This window comes from Luteimonas terrae (assembly GCF_004358165.1).
GTDB lineage: Bacteria > Pseudomonadota > Gammaproteobacteria > Xanthomonadales > Xanthomonadaceae > Luteimonas > Luteimonas terrae.
The window spans coordinates 1,177,778-1,196,513 of sequence record NZ_SMTG01000002.1 but is presented as its reverse complement, the minus strand read 5'-3'; the positions used below and the strand labels follow the sequence as shown (position 1 = coordinate 1,196,513).

The 18,736-nt window shown below is 68.7% G+C and carries 12 protein-coding genes; 8 read left to right on the top strand and 4 right to left on the bottom strand.

What is annotated here, in order from left to right; genetic code table 11:
• Positions 1-55 precede the first annotated feature (55 nt).
• Complete coding sequence (locus E2F49_RS05610) at positions 56-649, top strand: SCO family protein (protein WP_165971119.1); 594 nt, start codon at positions 56-58, stop codon at positions 647-649.
• Between the two features lie 89 nt (positions 650-738).
• Positions 739-1,389, top strand: coding sequence for a response regulator (locus E2F49_RS05605; protein WP_133392932.1), 651 nt, complete (start codon positions 739-741; stop codon positions 1,387-1,389).
• A 162-nt stretch (positions 1,390-1,551) separates the two neighbouring features.
• On the opposite strand, the gene E2F49_RS05600 is transcribed toward E2F49_RS05605, so the two are convergent.
• On the bottom strand, positions 1,552-4,743 hold the full coding sequence (locus E2F49_RS05600; RefSeq protein WP_133392931.1) for an Rne/Rng family ribonuclease: 3,192 nt from the start codon (positions 4,741-4,743) through the stop codon (positions 1,552-1,554).
• Positions 4,744-5,144: 401 nt separating this feature from the next.
• Here E2F49_RS05600 and E2F49_RS05595 point away from each other — a divergent pair, with 401 nt between their 5' ends.
• On the top strand, positions 5,145-6,107 hold the full coding sequence (locus tag E2F49_RS05595; RefSeq protein WP_133392930.1) for an RluA family pseudouridine synthase: 963 nt from the start codon (positions 5,145-5,147) through the stop codon (positions 6,105-6,107).
• A gap of 55 nt (positions 6,108-6,162) precedes the next feature.
• Here E2F49_RS05595 and E2F49_RS05590 read toward each other — a convergent pair whose 3' ends face one another.
• Positions 6,163-6,504, bottom strand: a complete 342-nt coding sequence (locus tag E2F49_RS05590; protein WP_055248770.1) for a 4a-hydroxytetrahydrobiopterin dehydratase — start codon at positions 6,502-6,504, stop codon at positions 6,163-6,165.
• Between the two features lie 83 nt (positions 6,505-6,587).
• Here E2F49_RS05590 and E2F49_RS05585 point away from each other — a divergent pair, with 83 nt between their 5' ends.
• Both E2F49_RS05585 and E2F49_RS05580 read left to right on the top strand, forming a co-directional pair.
• Positions 6,588-7,181: an NfuA family Fe-S biogenesis protein gene (locus tag E2F49_RS05585; RefSeq protein ID WP_133392929.1), complete on the top strand. Its 594-nt coding sequence runs from the start codon at positions 6,588-6,590 to the stop codon at positions 7,179-7,181.
• A gap of 28 nt (positions 7,182-7,209) precedes the next feature.
• Positions 7,210-8,835 (top strand): hypothetical protein, encoded by a 1,626-nt coding sequence (locus E2F49_RS05580; protein ID WP_133392928.1) that lies wholly within the window; start codon positions 7,210-7,212, stop codon positions 8,833-8,835.
• Positions 8,836-9,692: 857 nt separating this feature from the next.
• Here the strand turns inward: E2F49_RS05580 and E2F49_RS05575 are convergent.
• Positions 9,693-10,076: a c-type cytochrome gene (locus E2F49_RS05575; RefSeq protein WP_425481357.1), complete on the bottom strand. Its 384-nt coding sequence runs from the start codon at positions 10,074-10,076 to the stop codon at positions 9,693-9,695.
• A gap of 53 nt (positions 10,077-10,129) precedes the next feature.
• Positions 10,130-10,516, bottom strand: a complete 387-nt coding sequence (locus E2F49_RS05570) for a c-type cytochrome (protein ID WP_133392926.1) — start codon at positions 10,514-10,516, stop codon at positions 10,130-10,132.
• A gap of 244 nt (positions 10,517-10,760) precedes the next feature.
• Between E2F49_RS05570 and E2F49_RS05565 the strand changes: the two genes are divergently transcribed.
• The 3 genes from E2F49_RS05565 to E2F49_RS05555 are packed head-to-tail and all read left to right on the top strand — an operon-like array spanning position 10,761 to position 18,480.
• Entirely contained in the window at positions 10,761-11,888 is a 1,128-nt protein-coding gene (locus tag E2F49_RS05565) for an efflux RND transporter periplasmic adaptor subunit (RefSeq protein WP_133392925.1), read from the top strand.
• Positions 11,888-15,385, top strand: coding sequence for an efflux RND transporter permease subunit (locus E2F49_RS05560; RefSeq protein ID WP_133392924.1), 3,498 nt, complete (start codon positions 11,888-11,890; stop codon positions 15,383-15,385). The genes E2F49_RS05565 and E2F49_RS05560 overlap by 1 nt, the downstream gene beginning before the upstream one ends.
• Complete coding sequence (locus E2F49_RS05555) at positions 15,382-18,480, top strand: efflux RND transporter permease subunit (protein ID WP_133392923.1); 3,099 nt, start codon at positions 15,382-15,384, stop codon at positions 18,478-18,480. The genes E2F49_RS05560 and E2F49_RS05555 overlap by 4 nt, the downstream gene beginning before the upstream one ends.
• Positions 18,481-18,736 lie beyond the last annotated feature (256 nt).

Genomic DNA, 18,736 nt, shown 5'->3' with positions numbered 1-18,736 from the left:
GCGAGGTCTCGCTAGACTGTCGGCCTGCTTCCGCCGCTGGTTCCGACGCCCCACCGTGCCCGCCCGCCTTGCCATTCTCGCTGCGTCCCTCGCGCTGCTCGCTGCGTGCAGCGCGCCGCCGGACAGCCCGTACACCGGCACCGATCTGCGCGGCGTGTCCTACGGCCGCAGCCTCGACCTGGAGGACACGTCGGGACAGCCGCGCTCGCTCGGCGACTTTCGCGGGCGCTACGTGCTGCTGTCGTTCGGCTACACGCATTGCCCGGAAGTCTGTCCGACCAGCCTGCTGAAGGCCGCGCAGATCAAGCGCGCGCTGGGCGAGGACGGCGAGCGCCTGCAGATCGTGTTCGTGACCGTCGATCCGAAGCGTGACACCGGCGAGATCCTTGCGCAGTACGTCGGCGCATTCGGCGGCGATATCGTCGCCTTGCGCGGCGACGACATGCAGACGCGCCTGGCCGCGCAGTCGTTCCGCGTGACCTATCGCGAGGTCCCGACGAGTTCGTCGTATGCGATGGATCACACGATGGTGAACTATCTGATCGGACCCGACGGCCATCTGCGACTCGCCTTCCAGTACGACCAGCCGGTGCCCACGATGGTCGACGACATCCGACGCGCGATGACGCCGGTGCAGGCCGCGGGCTGACCGCCCAGTCAGCATTCCCCGACTTGCGATTGTTCTTGCGCGCGTCGTAGCCTCGCTGTCCGGGGACGGGGGAAAAGCGGGAGAAAAGGATGACGATTCGCGTGTTCATGGTCGACGACCATGCACTGGTCCGCACGGGGATGCGGATGATCCTCGCCAACGAGTCCGACATCGAGGTCGTCGGCGAAGCGGAGACCGGCGAGGCGGCATTGCCGCAGATCCGGCGGCTCAAACCCGACATCGTGCTGTGCGATCTGCATCTGCCGGGCGTCAGTGGCCTCGAAGTCACCGAGCGCGTCGTGCGCGGACAGCCGGAAACACGCGTCATCGTGGTCTCGATCCTCGAGGACGGTCCGATGCCGCGACGCATGATCGAAGCGGGCGCATCCGGTTACGTCGGCAAGGGCGGTGACGCCGCCGAGCTCGTGCGCGCGGTGCGGGATGTCGCACGTGGCCGTCGCTACCTGGCCAGCAACATCGCGCAGAACCTCGCGTTGTCGGGCATCGGCGGCAACGACACGCCGTTCGATGCGCTGTCGCCGCGCGAACTGGAAGTCGCGATGCTGCTGCTGCAGGGCCTGCGCCAGGAAGACATCGCGCGCCGCCTGAGTCTCAGCGCCAAGACCGTCAACACGCACAAGTCGCGACTGTTCGAGAAGCTGCAGATCCAGGACACGATCGCGCTCGCGCGGCTCGCAAGCCAGTACGGTGTCGCACCGCCGGAGTTCGCGGTGCTCTGAGGCCCGGGGCGCGGAACGGCGCCTGTCGTCCGAGCCCGTCTTTCACAGGCAGGTGTCGCTCGCCTGCCGGCGACCTGGCGGTGGCGGATTTCGCGGATGCGGTGTCACAAACAGATAGCCCCGGCATTGCCGGGGCTTTCTGCGTGACACGACTGCAGTCGATCAGACGTCGCGGTCGCGCGTATGCGCGTCCGCGGTGTCGTCGTTTGTCGATGCAACGTCCGACGAGGCGACATGCGCGTCGGTCGTGTCGTCCGCGATCCCGGCATCGCCGGTGGCATCGGGCTCGATCGACGACGCCTCCGTCTGCGGCGCCTCGGCGACCGGCGTGTCGAACAGGCCGTGGTTCACCGGCGCGGCCGGCGTCGCGGGTGTCGGGTCGATCTGCGGAACGGACTCGCGGACGATCGGCGTCTCGACGACCGGATCGCTGGTCCGCACGTCTTCGACCGTCGCGTCGATCGCCTCGACGGCGGCGTCCGCGAACGCCGTGTCGGATGCGACCACGTCGTCCTGCGATGCCTCGCGCGCCGCGTACGCCTCGTGCGACGGCTCGACCGCGGCGGACTGCCCGCTCGACTCGGCCTGCACCGGCGTCGCGGCGGACTCGGCGGGCTGCGTGGCAACGAACGGCGACTCGCTGGCGACGGGTGCCGCGGCGGACGCGATCACTTCGTCGGTCGAGGCCGGTACAGCGGCCGCATCGTCTGCGCGCGTCGATGCAGGCTCCGCCTCGCGCGTTGCCGACGCGGCCACCGCAGTGGCGGCCGCTGCGGCTGCGACCACTGCCGGACGCGGATCGCGCGGCGCAGGCGCGGCAGGCGCCGGCGTCGGTGCGGGCAGGTCGTCGAAATCGAACTCCGGCTGGCCGTGACCGGTCGAAACGACGCCATCGTCTTCGCCAGTGTCGTCGGCGTCCAGCGTGTTCTCGTCGCCGGCTGCGCCTTCGCCGCCCTTCCCGCGACGACGACGGCGGCCACCGCGACGGCCACGACGACGGCGACCGTTGCCGTTCTCGTCATCGCCGGCGGCGTCACCGATGTCGTCGCCTTCGCGTGCTTCGACGTCGTCCGCGGTGCCGGTCGCGACCGGTGCCGGATCCTGCTGCGTGGGCGCGGCGACGCCCGACGCGTCGGCCGTCGTCTCGGCGATCGCCACCGGCACGTGCGGCTCGACATCCGCCGGTGCCGCGCGCGGCGCTTCGACGGCGGCCGCGACCGGGGTCGAGGCCACGGCGGCGGTCGCGGTCACGGTCTGCGCTTCGGCGGTCTCGCGTTCGGCCCGCTCGCGCTGGCGCTGCTTCTGACGCTGGCGACGTTCCTGTTGGCGCTCCTTGCGGGCGCTGGCATCGGCCGGTGCCTGTGCCGGCGTCTGCGGCTGCGCCTGGGTCTGCTCGCGACGCGGCTCGCGCTGTGCGTCTTCGCGGGCGGGCTGCGGCGATACGGACTTGCCGGCATCGGCGCCCGGTGCGTTGCCGCCGTTCTGACCCTGACGATTGCCGCGACGGTCGCGACGCTGGTTGTTGTTGCGGTTGCCGCGGTCACCACGACCGTCGTTGCGCTGGCCATCGCCACGCGGCTGACGTGCGTCGCGCGCCGGCGCTGCGGGCGCGGGTGCCGGTGCGGGCGGGGCGAACAGGCCGCGCAGCCAGCCCATCACGCCACCGGTGGCGACGGGCGCCGCGACCGGCGCGGACTGCGGCACCGGGGCAGGCGCCGGCGCAGGGACCTCCGGCTTCGGTTCGCGGACCGGTGCGGGCTGGGTCGGGCGCACGGCGGTCACGGCCGGCGGCGGCACGTTGAGGTTGTTCTTGTTCAGCGCGATCGTCGCCACGCGGCGCGGCGTGCCACGCTGGTAGCTCGGACGGCTGGTTTCTTCGCCCAGCTCGTTCTCGCGGATGCGCGAGACCTCGTAGTGCGGCGAGTGCAACTGTTCGTCGGCGACGATGATGATCGGCGCATCGTGGCGCTTCTCGATCTCGGCCAGCGCGCTGCGCTTCTCGTTGAGCAGGTAGTTGGCGATCTCGACCGGGGCCTGCACCAGCACCTGTCCGGTGTTGTCCTTCATCGCGTGCTCCTCGGCGACGCGGATGATCGACAGCGACAGCGACTCGATGCTGCGCATGCGGCCGTGGCCTTCGCAGCGCGGGCAGACGATCTGGCTGGACTCGCCCAGGCTGGCGCGCAGGCGCTGGCGGCTCATCTCCAGCAGGCCGAACTTGGAAATCTTGTTCTGCTGCACGCGGGCGCGGTCGTACTTGAGCGCGTTCTGCAGGCGGTTTTCGACGTCGCGCTGGTGCTTGTTCGACGACATGTCGATGAAGTCGATGACCACCAGGCCGCCCAGGTCACGCAGGCGCAGCTGGCGGGCCACCTCCTCGGCCGCTTCCAGGTTGGTGTTGAACGCGGTCTCTTCGATGTCGCCGCCCTTGGTGGCGCGGGCCGAGTTCACGTCGATCGCGGTCAGCGCCTCGGTCTGGTCGATGACCAGGGCGCCGCCGGACGGCAGACGGACGGTGCGCTCGTAGGCGCTCTCGATCTGCGACTCGATCTGGTAGCGGTTGAACAGCGGCACATCGTCGGTGTAGTGCTTGAGCTTGCGCAGGTTGTGCGGCATCACCTGCTCGACGAAGTCGCGCGCTTCGGCGTACATCTCCGGCGTATCGACGAGGATCTCGGCGATGTCGGCGCGCATGTAGTCGCGCAGCGCCCGGGTGATCAGGCGCGATTCCTGGTAGATCAGGAACGGCGAGGGCTTGCTCAGCGCGGCTTCGGCGATCGCGCGCCAGATGCTCAGCAGGTAGTCGAGATCCCACTGCAGCTCCTCGGCATCGCGGCCGACGCCGGCGGTGCGGATGATCACGCCCATCTCGTCGGGGATGTTCAGCGAATCCATCGCCTTCTTCAGCTCGGCGCGGTCCTCGCCCTCGATCCGCCGCGACACGCCGCCGGCGGTCGGCGAGTTGGGCATCAGCACCATGTAGCGGCCGGCCAGCGAGATGAACGTGGTCAGGGCGGCGCCCTTGTTGCCGCGCTCTTCTTTGTCGACCTGTACGACGACTTCCTGGCCTTCGCGCAGGAGTTCCTTGATCGAGCCCTTGTTCGGGTCGACGCCGGCCTGGAAGTAGTCGCGGGAGACTTCCTTCAGCGGCAGGAAGCCGTGGCGGGCCGAGCCGTACTCGACGAATGCGGCTTCGAGCGAGGGCTCGATGCGGGTGATGCGGCCCTTGTAGATGTTGGACTTCTTCTGTTCCCTGGACGGCTGTTCGATGTCGATGTCGTACAGGGTCTGGCCATCAACGATGGCGACGCGCAGTTCTTCTGCCTGCGTCGCGTTGATCAGCATGCGCTTCATGGTTGCGTTTCCTCGCGCGCTCTCACGCGCGGAACGCCGGGGCGTTTCGCCTGGATGAAGCCTGGTGCCGCCGCGCATGCGCAGCGACACACCGGATTGTCCAGCGCTACGACACCACGGCGGGCCGCGGGAGCGCTCTTTACTTGTCTGGGTATTGCAGGCCGCGGACAGCGCGCGAACGCGCAATGCGCGTTCGCAAACGTCCCGCGGGACGTGTTCAACGCCGATGCCAAGCACCGGGCGATGGCCGGTACTGCCGTACAGCCGCTAACATGGCCGCCCCTGGGGCGGTGGCCGCGCACTGTCCGGAAGCCTTTGAGAGGCGGGCTTTTGGCCCGGATTCTTTCAAAGAAATCAGTACCTTGGATCGCGGCCCGAGTGTAACAGATAAATAAGCGACGATGACTGACAACGGATCCGGCACCGCCGGCGGTGGCGTGCGGCTGGTCCGGGTTCCGGACGACCGCGACGGCCAGCGCCTCGACAACTTCCTGCTCGGCCAGCTCAAGGGCGCGCCGCGGTCGATCATCTACAAGATCGTGCGCAGCGGGCAGGTGCGGGTGAATGGGGGGCGGGCCAAGGCCGAGCGCAAGCTCGAGGCCGGCGACGAGGTGCGCATCCCGCCGGTCCGGCTGGAGGCGCCGGGCGAGGCCGGCACGCCTTCGAAGGGCCTGCTGGCGGCGATGGAGGCCAGCATCGTGTTCGAGGACGCCCGGCTGCTGGCGATCAGCAAGCCCAGCGGCATCGCCAGTCACGGTGGCAGCGGCATCAGCTTCGGCGTGATCGAGACTCTGCGGGCGCTGCGGCCGAACCAGTCGCTGGAGCTGATCCACCGCCTCGATCGCGACACCTCGGGCCTGATGGTGCTGGCCAAGAAGCGTTCGGCGCTGACCCAGCTGCAGGCGCTGCTGCGCGAAGACCACGGCGCCGGCATCCGCAAACGCTACCTGGCGCTGCTGGCCGGGCGCATGCCCGAGGGCACGATGAGCGTCGACGCGCCGCTGCATGTCGGCCTGCGCCAGGGCGGCGAGCGCCACGTGCAGGTCAATCCGCAGGGCAAAGCGTCGCTGAGCCACTTCAAGGTGCTGGAGCGGCGAGGCGGGCAGTCCTACTGCGAAGTCCGGATCGAGACCGGCCGCACCCACCAGATCCGCGTGCACGCACAGCACATCGGCCATCCGGTCGCCGGCGACGACAAGTACGGCGATCCGGACGTCAACAAGCGTCTGCGCGAGCAGATCGGCCTCAAGCGTCTGTTCCTGCATGCCGCGTCGCTGGAATTCACCCTCGACGACGGCGAGGCCTACGTGCTCAACGCGCCGTTGGCCGACGATCTGCGCGATGTGCTCGACCGGCTGAAGTAGGAGGCGGGCCGGCGCCGCCCGGTCCGGAGCGGCCCGACATGGCCTTTCCGGACACTCAGTCCAACAGCCGGTCGGCCTTGGCTGCGCAGATGAAGTCGTTCTCGCTCAGCCCGCCGACATCGTGGGTGGAGAAGCGTGCCTCGACGCGGTCGTAGTGCACGCCGAGGTCGGGGTGGTGGTCTTCGCGATGGGCGATGAAGGCCAGTGCGTTCACGAACGCCATCGTGCGGTGGTAGTCGTCGAAGCGGAACGTACGGACGAGCGCCTGGCCGTCCTCGGCAAGCGACCAGTCGGGGACCTGCGGCAGCAGTTCGCGCACGCGCGCCTCGGGCAGGCGGTGCGCGTCGCCACGGCGCGGCACGCAGTGCGCGTCGCTGAGCGGAATCAGGTCGGACATCGTGGAATCTCCTGTCGAGGGCCGTTCATGCGGCAGACAACGACCGGCGCGTGCGCCGGCGCGGGGCCGCTAGAATACGCGGCATGATCAACATCTCCGAATCCGCGCAGACGCATTTCCGCAAGCTGATCGAGCGCGAATCGCTGCCGGGGCTGGGTGTGCGGCTGTCGGCCGTGCATGCCGGCACCTCACGCGCCGATGTGCGCCTGGAGTTCGCCGACAGCGGTGACCTGCAGGGCGACGAATGGGCGATCGACTGCGAAGGTTTCACGCTGTGGCTCGATGCGTCGAGCGTGCCCTACCTCGACGGCGCCGAGATCGACTACGAAGTGCGTGCCACCGGCGGGCAGTTGCAGATCCGCGCGCCCAAAATCAAGGGCGAAGCGCCGCCGGAAGCCGCGTCGCTGGTCGAGCGCGTGCGCTGGGTCGTCGAGCACGAGGTCAACCCGCAGCTCGCCCAGCACCGCGGCCACGTGACCGTGCAGGAAGTGACGGCCGACGGCGTCGTGGTGCTGCGCTTCGGTGGTGGTTGCCACGGCTGCGGCCTGGTCGACGTGACCCTCAAGCAGGGCATCGAGAAGACGCTGATGGAGAAGGCACCGGGCGTGACCGCGGTTCGCGACGCGACCGACCACGACACCGGCGACGCGCCGTACATGCCGCGCGACGCGGCCTGACCTCCGGCACACGGGCGGCCGCCACCGGATGTTCACCGCCTCCGAGATGATCGACGTGCTGCGTCGGCGTCGGCGGCGTTCGATCCGGCCGGACCAGCCCTCCGAAGGATTTCCCGAAGGCTGGACCCGCTGGTTCGACTCGATGCGCGTGCGCGTCGGTGCCGTGACCGGGGCGAGCGCTGCCGCCATCGTCGCGTTGCTGGCCGCGCGACCGGTTCCACCGCGGCGCAAGGGCGTCGTGCCGTCCGGCCCGCTGGCGGTCTGGACCGGTCTGCTGCTGCATCCCTCATGGGAGCCGTCGGCCCGTGATCATCGCGGCGCACGCCGGTTCTCGGTCGCGACGGCGCTGCTGGTGCAGATCGTCTGGGTGAGCGCGCTGCTGTTGCTGACCCATCCGTATTTCGCGGTGCCCGCGCCGGCAGCAGCAGGGGAGGCGCAGGTGGTCGAAGCCGTCTTCATCGGTGACGGCACGCCCGAAGACGCCGGCGGCGGCGCAGGCGATGGCGCGCCCGCGCCCGTGGCGCAGGTCGTCCCGGTCACGCCGTCTCCGGCGGTACCGCCCGCGCCGACCGCAGCGCCGGACGATCCGGAAGACGCCTCGGTCGCGCAGGAGGCGGTCGCGGCCGCCGAACCGGTCGAACCGCCGCCGCAGGTGCTGGAGGTCACGCAGACGCCGACGCCGGATATCGCGTTCACGCTGCCGCCGCCGCGGCCGGGCGTCGCCCCGGAAATCGCCGTGCGCGAACGGCAGGTGCCGGATGCGCAGCTGCAGGCTGTCGAAGTGCCCGCACTGCGCACGCCGGCACCGTTGGCCGAGGCGCCGCGTCAGCAGCGCCAGGTCGACGTCGAGGTCCGCGAGCGCAGCGTGGCGCAGCCCACCGAATCCTTGCGCCTGCCGACGCGCGACGCGCCGCAGGTCGTCGTCGACGCGCCCGAAGTGCCGTCGCGCAGCATCGCCGACATCGTGGCGCGCGAACGCGCGGTGCCGCTGCGCGATGCGCCCGCGCCGCCGACACCTGCTGCCGCCCCGGCACCTGCCGCATCCGCTGCGCCCGTGGCGTCGACGCCTTCGCCGCGGCGGCCCGGCGACGCCGCGGCGGCGACCGGCAGCGGTGCGCGTGCGCCGACTCCTGCGCCGGGTGCCGGCCAGCGCACGGGCAACCCGCCGGGCGCTGCGCCTTCCACGCGCGCTGCCGACGACTGGGGCGACAGCGCGACCGCCCGCAGCGGTGGCCGGCCCGGCAGCGGCTCGGGTCTGTTCGGCGCCGATGGTCGCGCGCGTCTCGCCGATGGTGGCCGCGTCGGTGGCGGCCTGCCGCCGGGCACGGTGACCGAGGATTTCGCCCGCATCGATCGCGAGGGCACCTGGCTCAAGCGTCCGCCGACCGATTACGAGCCGACCAGCCTCGACCGATTCTGGGTGCCCAGCGAGACGCTGCTGCAGGAATGGGTGCGCCGGAGCATCAAGGAAGTGCTGATTCCGATTCCCGGCACCAGCAAGACGGTGAAGTGCAGCGTCGCGCTGCTGATGTTCGGCGGCGCCTGCGGCATCACCGATCCGAACATGCAGGACGTGGAGACCGACGGGCGGCCGCCGCCAGATGTGCCGTGGAAGCCGGAGTTGCAGGAGGACCAGAACAGCCTGGGTGGCTGACTGGTTTGCGCCCAGCGGCTGTATGCCCTCGCTTTCCCCTGTCGTTCTGATGTCGTCACTCCCGCGCGGGCGGGAGTCTATGGGCGTTGCTTCGCTCTCGCTTCAGCTGCGGCTTTTGCTTCGGCTTTCAGCTTTTGATTTCAATCGAGCCGTAGAGCGAGCCGAGCATCGCAGGGCGGCGGGGTCGTAGAGCAGCCCATGTTTGAGCGCAGCGAGTTTGGGCTGCGTGCCCCGTCGTCCGAGAAGCGCAGGGGACCGCCGCAGCTCTACCGCGGCGGATCGCGTCCGGCGAAGGCGGTTTTGCTTCCTTTTGACAAGACAAAAGGAAGCCGCGCGCGGAGCGTGCGGAAGCCCTGTCTTGATCTCTGCTCTTTCCGCGAAGTTGTCTGACGACGCGGAATTCAACGACCCAAGAAAGGCAACGCTAGAGGCTTGAGCCGACAGCAAGTGCACGGCTTTCGCCCGCTGCGCGTGTGAGTTCCTTTGGACGGACCCAAAAGGAACCAAAAGGTCCCTTCGCCGGACGCGAGCCGATGCGATGCAGCCGCATCGGTCCCCTGCGCTCCTCGCCTGACGCGGCGCGCAGCCCAAACTCGCTGCGCTCAGACATGGGCTGCTCTACGGCCGCGCCAGGCTCCGGTGCTCGGCTCGCTTTACGGCTCGATTCAAGTCAAAGGCTGAAAGCCAAAGCCAAAGCCAAAGCTGAGCCAGAACACGAAGAAACAAGCACGCGTCGTGACCAGGCCGAAACCTGGTCAGATCAAATCAAGGAACGCTCCGTCAGGGCGCGACTGACGCATGCCCGCCGAACGGGCACGCGACATCAACTGCGGGAAGACACGCCCCCGAAGGAACTCTCAGCGGTCGTGCGCGCCGTGCAGATCGCGCAGCTGGCTCGGCTGCGCGGCGAAGTACGCGGCGAGGTCGGCGATCTGCTGGTCGCTCAGGTCGGCGGCCTGCTGCGACATCAATGCGTGCTCGCGGTCGCCGTCGCGGTAGGCCTGCAGCGAGTGGGCGAGGTAGTCGCGGAACTGGCCGCCGATCTTCGGATAGGTGGGATCGATCGGGACGTTGCCGGCGGCGCCGTGGCAGTCGATGCAGGTCTGGCCGGTGGCCGCGCTCTTGACGTGGGCGGCCTGCTCGCCGGCCTCGACGGTGCCGTTGGGCAGGCCGGCCGACGAGGTGGTGCGGGCGGGTTGTGCCTCGGCGTCGTGTTCCTGGCCACCGCAGGCGGCCAGCAGGCCGGCGAGCGCGAGGGCGGGCAGGGCGCGGAACGATCGGGTCATGGCGCCGCTCACTGGGTCAGCTCCGAAAGGAAGGCGGCGATGTCGGCGATGTCCTGGTCGGTGAAACTCTGAGCCTGGGCCTGCATCGTCGGGTGCCGGCGCGTGCCGCGCTTGTACTCGTGAAGAGCGTTGACGAGGTACTCGCGCGACTGGCCGCCGATCTTCGGCACGTGGTAGTGCGGATAGACATTGCGGTAGCCCTCGACACCGTGGCAGCCCTGGCAGGTGTAGGTGAGCTGGCGACCAGTCTCGGCATTGCCGGTCAGCGGTGCATTGGTCGGCTGGGCGGCCTCGGCAGCGGGTGCCGGCGTGGCCGGTGCGGCGGTGTCCTGCGCGGCGGCGCCCAGGACCGGAGAAGCAAGCAGAAAACAGGCAAGCGTCAGCAGTCGCGTCATGTTCAAGGGTATCCGCAATCCTGAATGGCTAGGGTGCTGTCTGGGAAGCGTGATGCCGTCATACGGCGACCCTGTATGAACCGGCGCACAACCGGGCCAGTATAGCCACGGTCACCGCGGCTGCCCAATGCACTGCAACATGTGCGGAATCGGCATCCGGACGTCACCATGACCAATGGCGGATGAATGCCACATGTGGGTGATATACCTTCCTACTACACCGTAGGGGTCTCATCGAATCCACATGTCCACACTGCATGCTCATCCGTCCGCAGGACGCGTTCTGACCGGCATCATTCTCGTGTCCGCCGTGCTCGGCCTCTCCGCGTGCAAGGGGGGCGGCGACGCCCAGGCCAAGCCGGGCGAGTCGGCGCCGGCGCCCGTCCCCGTGGAGACCGAGGCGGTCGCGCGCCGCAGCGTGGCGGCCAGCTATGTGGGCACAGCCTCGCTGGAGGTGCCGCGCGGCGCGGACGTCGTCGCCAAGACCTCGGGCATCGCGCTGGAGGTCCTGGTCGAGGAGGGCGACACCGTCCGTGCCGGCCAGCCGCTGGTCCGGCTCGATCCCGACCGCGCCCGACTGGCCGTGCAGCAGAGCCGGGCCACGATGGGCAAGCTGGAGAACAGCTACCGCCGTGCGCAGCAGCTCGTCGGCCAGCAGATGATCAGCGCCAACGATCTGGACCAGATCAAGTTCGATCTCGACACCGCGCGTGCGCAGTACCAGATGGCCCAGCTGGAACTGTCCTACACCACGGTGACCGCGCCGATCTCCGGCGTGATTTCGCAGCGCATGATCCGCACCGGCAACTTCGTGCAGATCAACACCCCGATCTTCAGCATCGTCGACAACGCCCGCATCGAGGCCACGCTCAACGTCCCCGAGCGCGAACTGCGCGTGCTCAAGCGCGGCCAGCCGGTGCGCCTGCAGGTGGATGCGCTGCCGGGCGAATCGTTCACGGGCGTCGTCGAGCGGGTCGCGCCTGTCGTCGAATCGCGCAGCGGCACCTTCCGCGTGGTCACCGCGTTCGCGGGTGACGAGGCCCTGCGCGCCGGCATGTTCGGTCGCATCCACATCGACTACGACCAGCGTGCGGACGCCCTGGTCATCCCACGGGCCGCGCTGCTCGACGACGGCGACGAGTCGGCGGTCTATACGGTCAAGGACGGCAAGGCGGTACGGGTGCCGGTCGAACTGGGCTACGTGGACGGCAATCTGATCGAAGTGCGCAAGGGCCTCGACCTCGGCATGCCGGTGGTCACCGCCGGCAAGGTTGCGCTGCGCGAAGGCAGCACGGTGCAGGTCATCGGTGAGGCGCCGGTCGCGGCCGCGAAGCCGGCGGCCGACGCGGACGCCAAGAGCGACGCGCAGTAATGGCCGGCCCTTCGCACCACGGCCCCGCCGGCGACGGCCCGGCCGCGGACCCGCACGCCGCGCCGCCGGGCCGGTTCGATCTGGTCGAGTTCTCCACGCGCCGCCGTGTCACGGTGTGGATGGTCGCGATCAGCCTGATGCTGTTCGGCCTGATCGCGCTGACCAATCTCAAGGTCAACCTGCTGCCCGATCTGAGCTATCCCACGCTGACGGTGCGCACCGAGTACACGGGCGCGGCGCCGTCGGAGATCGAGACGCTGGTCAGCGAACCGGTCGAGGAAGCGCTGGGCGTGGTCAAGGGCGTGCGCAAGCTGCGCTCGATCTCGCGCACCGGCCAGAGCGACGTGGTGCTGGAATTCGCCTGGGGCACCGACATGGACCAGGCGAGCCTGGAGGTGCGCGACAAGCTCGAAACGCTGCAGCTGCCGCTGGAAGTCAAACCGCCGGTGCTGCTGCGCTTCAACCCGTCGACCGAACCGATCCTGCGCCTTGCGCTGACCGCCGGCGACAAGGGCGACGCGGTCGACGAACTCACCCGCATGCGCCGCTATGCGGACGACGATCTGAAGAAAAAGATCGAACCGGTCGTCGGCGTGGCCGCGGTCAAGGTCGGCGGCGGTTTCGAGGACGAGGTGCAGGTCGAGCTGGACCTGCAGCAGATGGCGCGCATCGGCCTGCCGATCGAGAACGTCATCCAGCGTCTGCAGCAGGAGAACATCAATCTGTCGGGCGGCCGGCTCGATCAGGGCACCCAGCGCTATCTGGTGCGCACGGTCAACCAGTTCGCCAGCGTCGAACAGATCGGCGAGATGCTCGTCGCCACGCAGTCGGGTGGCGACAACAGCGCCGCCAGCGCGGCGCAGCAGATGGCGGCGATCGCCGCGGCCAGCGGCTCGCAGGCCGTGCTCGCGGCGGCAGCCTCGGTGCAGAGCGCGTCGGGCGCGGGCAGCTCGACGATCGCAGGCGGCCGCGCGATCCGTCTGCGCGACATCGCCACCGTGCGCCAGGGTTTCAAGGAGCGCGAGAGCATCATCCGGCTCGGCGGCGCCGAGGCGGTGGAGCTCGCGATCTACAAGGAAGGCGATGCGAATACCGTGTCCACCGCCGACGCGGTGCAGGCGCGGTTGGACGTGATCCGCAAGGACCTGCCGCCTGACATGACGCTGACCGTGGTCGACGACCAGTCGAAGTTCGTGCGCGCGGCCATCAACGACGTGCGGACCGATGCGTTGATCGGCGGCACGCTGGCGGTGCTGATCATCTTCCTGTTCCTGCGCAACGGCTGGAGCACGCTGGTGGTGAGCCTGTCGCTGCCGGTCTCGATCATCACCACGTTCTTCTTCATGGACCAGCTGGGGCTGAGCCTCAACGTGATGTCGCTGGGCGGTCTGGCGCTCGCGACGGGTCTCGTCGTCGACGACTCCATCGTCGTCCTCGAGAGCATCGAGAAGGCGCGCGAACGCGGCCTGGGCATCCTCGAGGCTGCGATCTCGGGCACGCGCGAGGTCGGCATGGCCGTCGTCGCCTCGACGCTGACGATCGTCGCGGTGTTCCTGCCGCTGGTGTTCGTCGAGGGCATCGCCGGCCAGCTGTTCCGCGACCAGGCCTTGACGATTGCCATCGCGGTGAGCGTGTCGCTGCTGGTGGCGATGACGCTGATCCCGATGCTGGCCTCGCTGAAGGGCCGTCCGCCGATGGCGTTCCCCGAAGAGGACGCGCATCCGCAGTGGCGCCCGGAGCGCCGCTGGCAGAAGCCGTTCGCGGCGACCGGGCGCGGCGTCGGCGCGGGCATCCGCGGCGCGCTGTTCGGACTGGCGTGGCTGGTGGTGCGGATCTGGCGCGGCCTCTCGCGCGTGGTCGGTGGCATCATGGGCCGGGCCAGCGATGCGGCGATGGCGCCCTACAACCGCGCCGAGCGCGGCTATCTGCGGGTGTTGCCGCGTGCGCTGTCGCATCCCTGGCTGGTGCTGGGCACCGCGACCGCGGTCTTCGTGGTCAGCGTGCTGGCCGTGCCGCTGCTGGGTACCGATCTGATTCCGCAGCTGGCGCAGGACCGCTTCCAGATGACGGCCAAGCTGCCGCCGGGCACGCCCTTGCGCGAGACTGACCGCATCATGCGCGAGGTGCAGCAGGCGCACGCCGGCGATGACGGCGTCGCCCTGCTGTTCGGTGTCAGCGGCAGCGGTACGCGTCTGGATGCGAACCCGACCGAGAGCGGCGAGAACATCGGCAAGCTCGACATCGTCATGAGCGGCGGTGGCAGCCGCGAGTTCGAGGCCCAGGAGACCGAGCGCCTGCGCGAGACGATGCGCCGGTACCCGGGCGTCGCCGTGGACTTCGCGCGGCCGCAGATCTTCAGTTTCTCCACGCCGCTGGAAATCGAACTGCGGGGCCAGGATCTCGACGGCCTAGCGAAGGCCGGACAGCGCATGGCCGAACTGCTGCGCGCCAATCCGCACTACGCTGACGTCAAGACGACGGTGGAGCAGGGCTTCCCCGAGATCCAGATCGTGTTCGACCAGGAACGCGCCGGTGCGTTCGGCCTGACGACGCGGCAGATCGCCGACGCGGTGGTGCGCGCGGTGCGCGGCGAAGTCGCCACGCGCTACAACTTCCGCGACCGCAAGATCGATGTGCTGGTGCGTGCGCAGGAGAACGAGCGCGATTCGGTCGACCGCATCCGCAACCTGATCGTCAATCCCGGCAGCGCGACGCCGGTGCGGCTCGATTCGGTGGCCGACGTCGTCGCGACCGTGGGCCCCAGCGAAATCCACCGCGCCGACCAGGTGCGCGTGGCGGTGGTGTCAGCGAACCTGCGCGGCATCGATCTGGGCGCGGCGATGGCCGAGGTGCGCACGATGGTGGCCGAGAATCCCCTCGGACCCGAGGTCGGCATGCACATCGGCGGCCAGGGCGAGGAGCTCGCCGAATCGATGCGCTCGCTGCTGATGGCGTTCGCGCTGGCGATCTTCCTGGTCTATCTGGTGATGGCCTCGCAGTTCGAATCGCTGCTGCACCCGTTCGTAATCCTGTTCACCATCCCGCTGGCGATGGTCGGTGCGATCGGCGCGCTGCTGCTGACCGGCAACACGATCTCGGTGGTGGCCTTCATCGGTCTGATCCTGATGGTGGGCCTGGTGGTGAAGAACGCGATCATCCTGATCGACAAGGTCAACCAGTTGCGCGAGGCCGGCGTGGCCAAGCGCGATGCGCTGATCGAGGGCGCTCGTTCGCGCCTGCGTCCGATCATCATGACCACGCTGTCGACGCTGTTCGGCTTCCTGCCGCTGGCACTGGCGTTCGGTGACGGTGCCGAAGTGCGTTCGCCGATGGCGATCGTGGTCATGGGCGGTCTGGCGGTGTCGACGGTGCTGACGCTGGTCGTGATTCCGGTCGTCTACGACCTGCTCGACCGCAAGTCGGATGCGCACTACGCCGAGCGCGGGCGCCGCGCGCGTTTCGCGGCGGGCGAGGCAACGGAGGCCGCTGCCCCATGAGCATCGCCGAGCTGAGCCTGCGGCGCCCGGTCACCACCATCATGTGTTTCATCTCGATGGTGGTGATCGGCCTGATCGCATCGGTGCGCCTGCCGCTCGAAGCGTTGCCGGACATCTCGGCGCCGTTCCTCGTTGTGCAGCTGCCCTACAGCGGCTCCACGCCGTCGGAAGCGGAGCAGAACCTGCTGCGCCCGGCGGAAGAAACGCTGGCGACGATGAGCGGCATCAAGCGCATGCGCGGCCAGGCCTCGGCCGACGGCGCATTCGTGTTCCTGGAATTCAGCGACTGGGACCGCGACATCGCGATCAGCGCGTCCGAGGCGCGCGAGCGCATCGACGCGATCCGCAGCGACCTGCCCGACGACTTCCGCCGCTACATGGTCATGAAGTTCTCCACCAGCGACCAGCCGGTGCTGCGTCTGCGCCTGGCGGCGAACGTCGATCTGAGTGGCAGTTACGAGCTGATCGACCGGCAGCTCAAGCGTCGACTGGAGCGCGTGCCCGGCGTGGCGCGTGTGGAGATCAACGGCGCGGCGCCCAACGAGGTCGAGATTGCGGTCGAGCCGGATCGGCTCACCGCGCATGGCATCGAACTCAACGAACTGTCGACGCGGCTGCGCGCGCTCAATTTCTCGGTGTCGGCCGGCCAGATCCTCGACGGCGGCCAGCGACTGCGCGTGCAGCCGGTCGGCGAGATCGACGATCTGCAGCAACTGCGCGATCTGGTGATCAATCCGCAGGGCCTGCGCCTGTCGGACATCGCCGAGGTCCAGTTCAAACCGCAGCGCATGGACTACGGGCGCCGCCTGGACGGCCGCGCGGCGGTGGGGCTGGAAATCTACAAGGAGCGCGACGCCAACCTGGTGGAGGTCTCGCGCACCGTGTTGGCCGAGGTCGAGGCGGCGCGCAGCGAGCCGGGGCTGGAAGGCGTCGACGTCAAGGTCATCCAGAACATGGGCGACGAGGTCACTTCGTCGTTGATGGAACTGGTGGAGGCCGGTGCGATTGGCCTGGTGCTGTCGATCATCGTGCTGTACTTCTTCCTGCGTCACTGGCCGTCGACGCTGATGGTCACGCTGGCGATTCCGATCTGTTTCATCATCACCCTCGGCTTCATGCACTTCTTCGACGTCACGCTCAACGTGCTGTCGTTGATGGGCCTGCTGCTCGCGGTCGGCATGCTGGTCGACAACGCCGTGGTGGTGGTGGAGAGCATCTACCAAGAGCGCGAACGCATTCCCGACCAGCCTTGGCTTGCGTCGGTGCTGGGCACACGCCACGTGGCGATCGCGCTGTCGGCGGGCACGCTGTGCCACTGCATCGTGTTCGTGCCCAACCTGCTGGGCGAGACCAACAACATCAGCATCTTCATGAACCAGCTGGCGATCACCATCTCGGTGTCGCTGCTGGCCTCGTGGCTGGTGGCCGTGAGCCTGATTCCGATGATGTCGGCGCGCATGAAGACGCCGCCGGCGGTGGCGAAGCCCGACGGTCTGATTCCGCGGTTGCAGCGGCGTTACGCGCGTCTGCTGCGCTGGTCGCTCGAACACCGCGGCTGGAGCGTGGCCGGCATCGTGCTGGTGGTCGCCGTGAGTCTGGTGCCGATGACCAAGACCAAGTTCGACATGTTCGGCGACAGCGGCGGCGGCAAGGAAATCCAGATCTACTACCAGTGGAAGGGCAGCTACAACCTCGAGCAGCGCTCCGATGAGGTGCGCCGCTACGAGACCTTCCTCGACGAACACCGCGACGAATACCGCATCCGCCAGATCTATTCCTGGTTCGGCGAAGGCGGCGACTCGGGCACGGTCGTGACCTTCAACGACGATGTCGGCGACACCAAGGTGCTGTCGGAGGCGATCAGCCAGGCACTGCCGAAGTCCGCGCGCGCCGAGGTCGGCGTCAGTGGTGGTGGCGGGCAGGGCGGCGGCGGGGGCGGCGGCGGTCAGGGCGGGCAGGGCGTGCAGGTCCAGCTCGTCGGCGATTCGACCCAGGTCCTGCGCGAGATCGCCGACGGCGTGATCCCGATGCTGGCGGCCAATCCCGCCTTGCGCGATGTCCGCGTCGACGCAGGCGATCTCAACCAGGAGCTCAACATCCGCGTCGATCGCGATCGTGCGGCGGCATTTGGCTTCAGTGCCGAGCAGGTGTCGAGCTTCATCGGTCTGGCGCTGCGTGGCACGCAGCTGCGCGAGTTCCGCCGGGGCGAGGACGAGGTGCCGGTGTGGGTGCGTTTCGCGGGCGCCCAGAGCTACAGCGAGGCCGACATCGCCAGCTTCATGGTCCGCGCGCCGGATGGCCGCAGCGTGCCGCTGACGAGCTTGGTGGAGATGCGCGTGGAGCCGTCGGCCAGCCGCATCAGCCGCAACGACCGTCAGACGTCGCTGACCCTGCAGGCCAATCTTGCCGGCGAGACCACGATGCCGGACGCGCGCAAGGCGCTGGAGCAGACGCTCGAATCGGTGGAGTTCCCGGCCGGCTATGGCTACAGCTTCTCGGGCAGCGGCTTCGAGGACGACGCCGCCGCGAGCAAGCAGATGATGTTCAACCTGCTGATCGCGCTGGTCATGATCTACGTGGTGATGGCGGCGGTGTTCGAATCGCTGCTGTTCCCGGCGGCGATCATGAGCTGCGTGGTGTTCTCGGTGTTCGGTGTGTTCTGGCTGTTCTGGCTGACCGGCACCTCGTTCACCGTCATGGCCTTCATCGGCATCCTGGTGCTGATGGGCGTGGTGGTGAACAACGGCATCATCATGGTCGAGCACATCAACAATCTGCGCCGACGCGGCATGTCGCGGCTGGACGCGCTGGTCGAGGGCAGTCGCGAGCGCCTGCGTCCGATCATGATGACGATGGGCACGGCGATCCTGGCGATGATCCCGATTTCGCTCAGCGACACGGTCGTGCTCGGAGGTCTGGCCTATTCGCCGATGGCCCGCGCGGTGGCCGGTGGTCTGGCGTTCTCGACGGTGGTCAGCCTGCTGTTCCTGCCGACGATCTACGCGATTCTCGATGATCTGCGGAATGGCACTGCGCGGCTGATCCGGCGTGCGCGTGGGGACCATGCGGCTCCACCCGCGGTGGCCGCGGGCTGAGCTCGGGATCTAGCATCTGGCGCCCTGAAGACGCCAGATGCTGCCGTTACCTGGCTCGGCCCTTGCTCTCGTGCTTGCTCGGCTTCGGCTTTCAGATTTTGACGTTCGAGCCGTAGAGCGCGCCGAGCATCGCAGGACGACGGGGTCGAAGAGCAGCCCATGTCTGAGCGCAGCGAGTTTGGGCTGCGTGCCCGTCGTCCGAGAAGCGCAGGGAACCGATGCGGCCTCATCGCATCGGATCGCGTTCGGCGAAGGC

Excerpts from the sequence above, each read along its gene's own strand:
- E2F49_RS05585 (WP_133392929.1), top strand. The coding sequence starts at position 6,588 with ATGATCAACATCTCCGAATCCGCGCAGACGCATTTCCGCAAGCTGATC.
- E2F49_RS05570 (WP_133392926.1), bottom strand. The coding sequence starts at position 10,516 with ATGACGCGACTGCTGACGCTTGCCTGTTTTCTGCTTGCTTCTCCGGTC.
- E2F49_RS05560 (WP_133392924.1), top strand. The coding sequence starts at position 11,888 with ATGGCCGGCCCTTCGCACCACGGCCCCGCCGGCGACGGCCCGGCCGCG.
- E2F49_RS05605 (WP_133392932.1), top strand. The coding sequence starts at position 739 with ATGACGATTCGCGTGTTCATGGTCGACGACCATGCACTGGTCCGCACG.
- E2F49_RS05595 (WP_133392930.1), top strand. The coding sequence starts at position 5,145 with ATGACTGACAACGGATCCGGCACCGCCGGCGGTGGCGTGCGGCTGGTC.
- E2F49_RS05565 (WP_133392925.1), top strand. The coding sequence starts at position 10,761 with ATGTCCACACTGCATGCTCATCCGTCCGCAGGACGCGTTCTGACCGGC.
- E2F49_RS05600 (WP_133392931.1), bottom strand. The coding sequence starts at position 4,743 with ATGAAGCGCATGCTGATCAACGCGACGCAGGCAGAAGAACTGCGCGTC.
- E2F49_RS05555 (WP_133392923.1), top strand. The coding sequence starts at position 15,382 with ATGAGCATCGCCGAGCTGAGCCTGCGGCGCCCGGTCACCACCATCATG.
- E2F49_RS05590 (WP_055248770.1), bottom strand. The coding sequence starts at position 6,504 with ATGTCCGACCTGATTCCGCTCAGCGACGCGCACTGCGTGCCGCGCCGT.
- E2F49_RS05580 (WP_133392928.1), top strand. The coding sequence starts at position 7,210 with ATGTTCACCGCCTCCGAGATGATCGACGTGCTGCGTCGGCGTCGGCGG.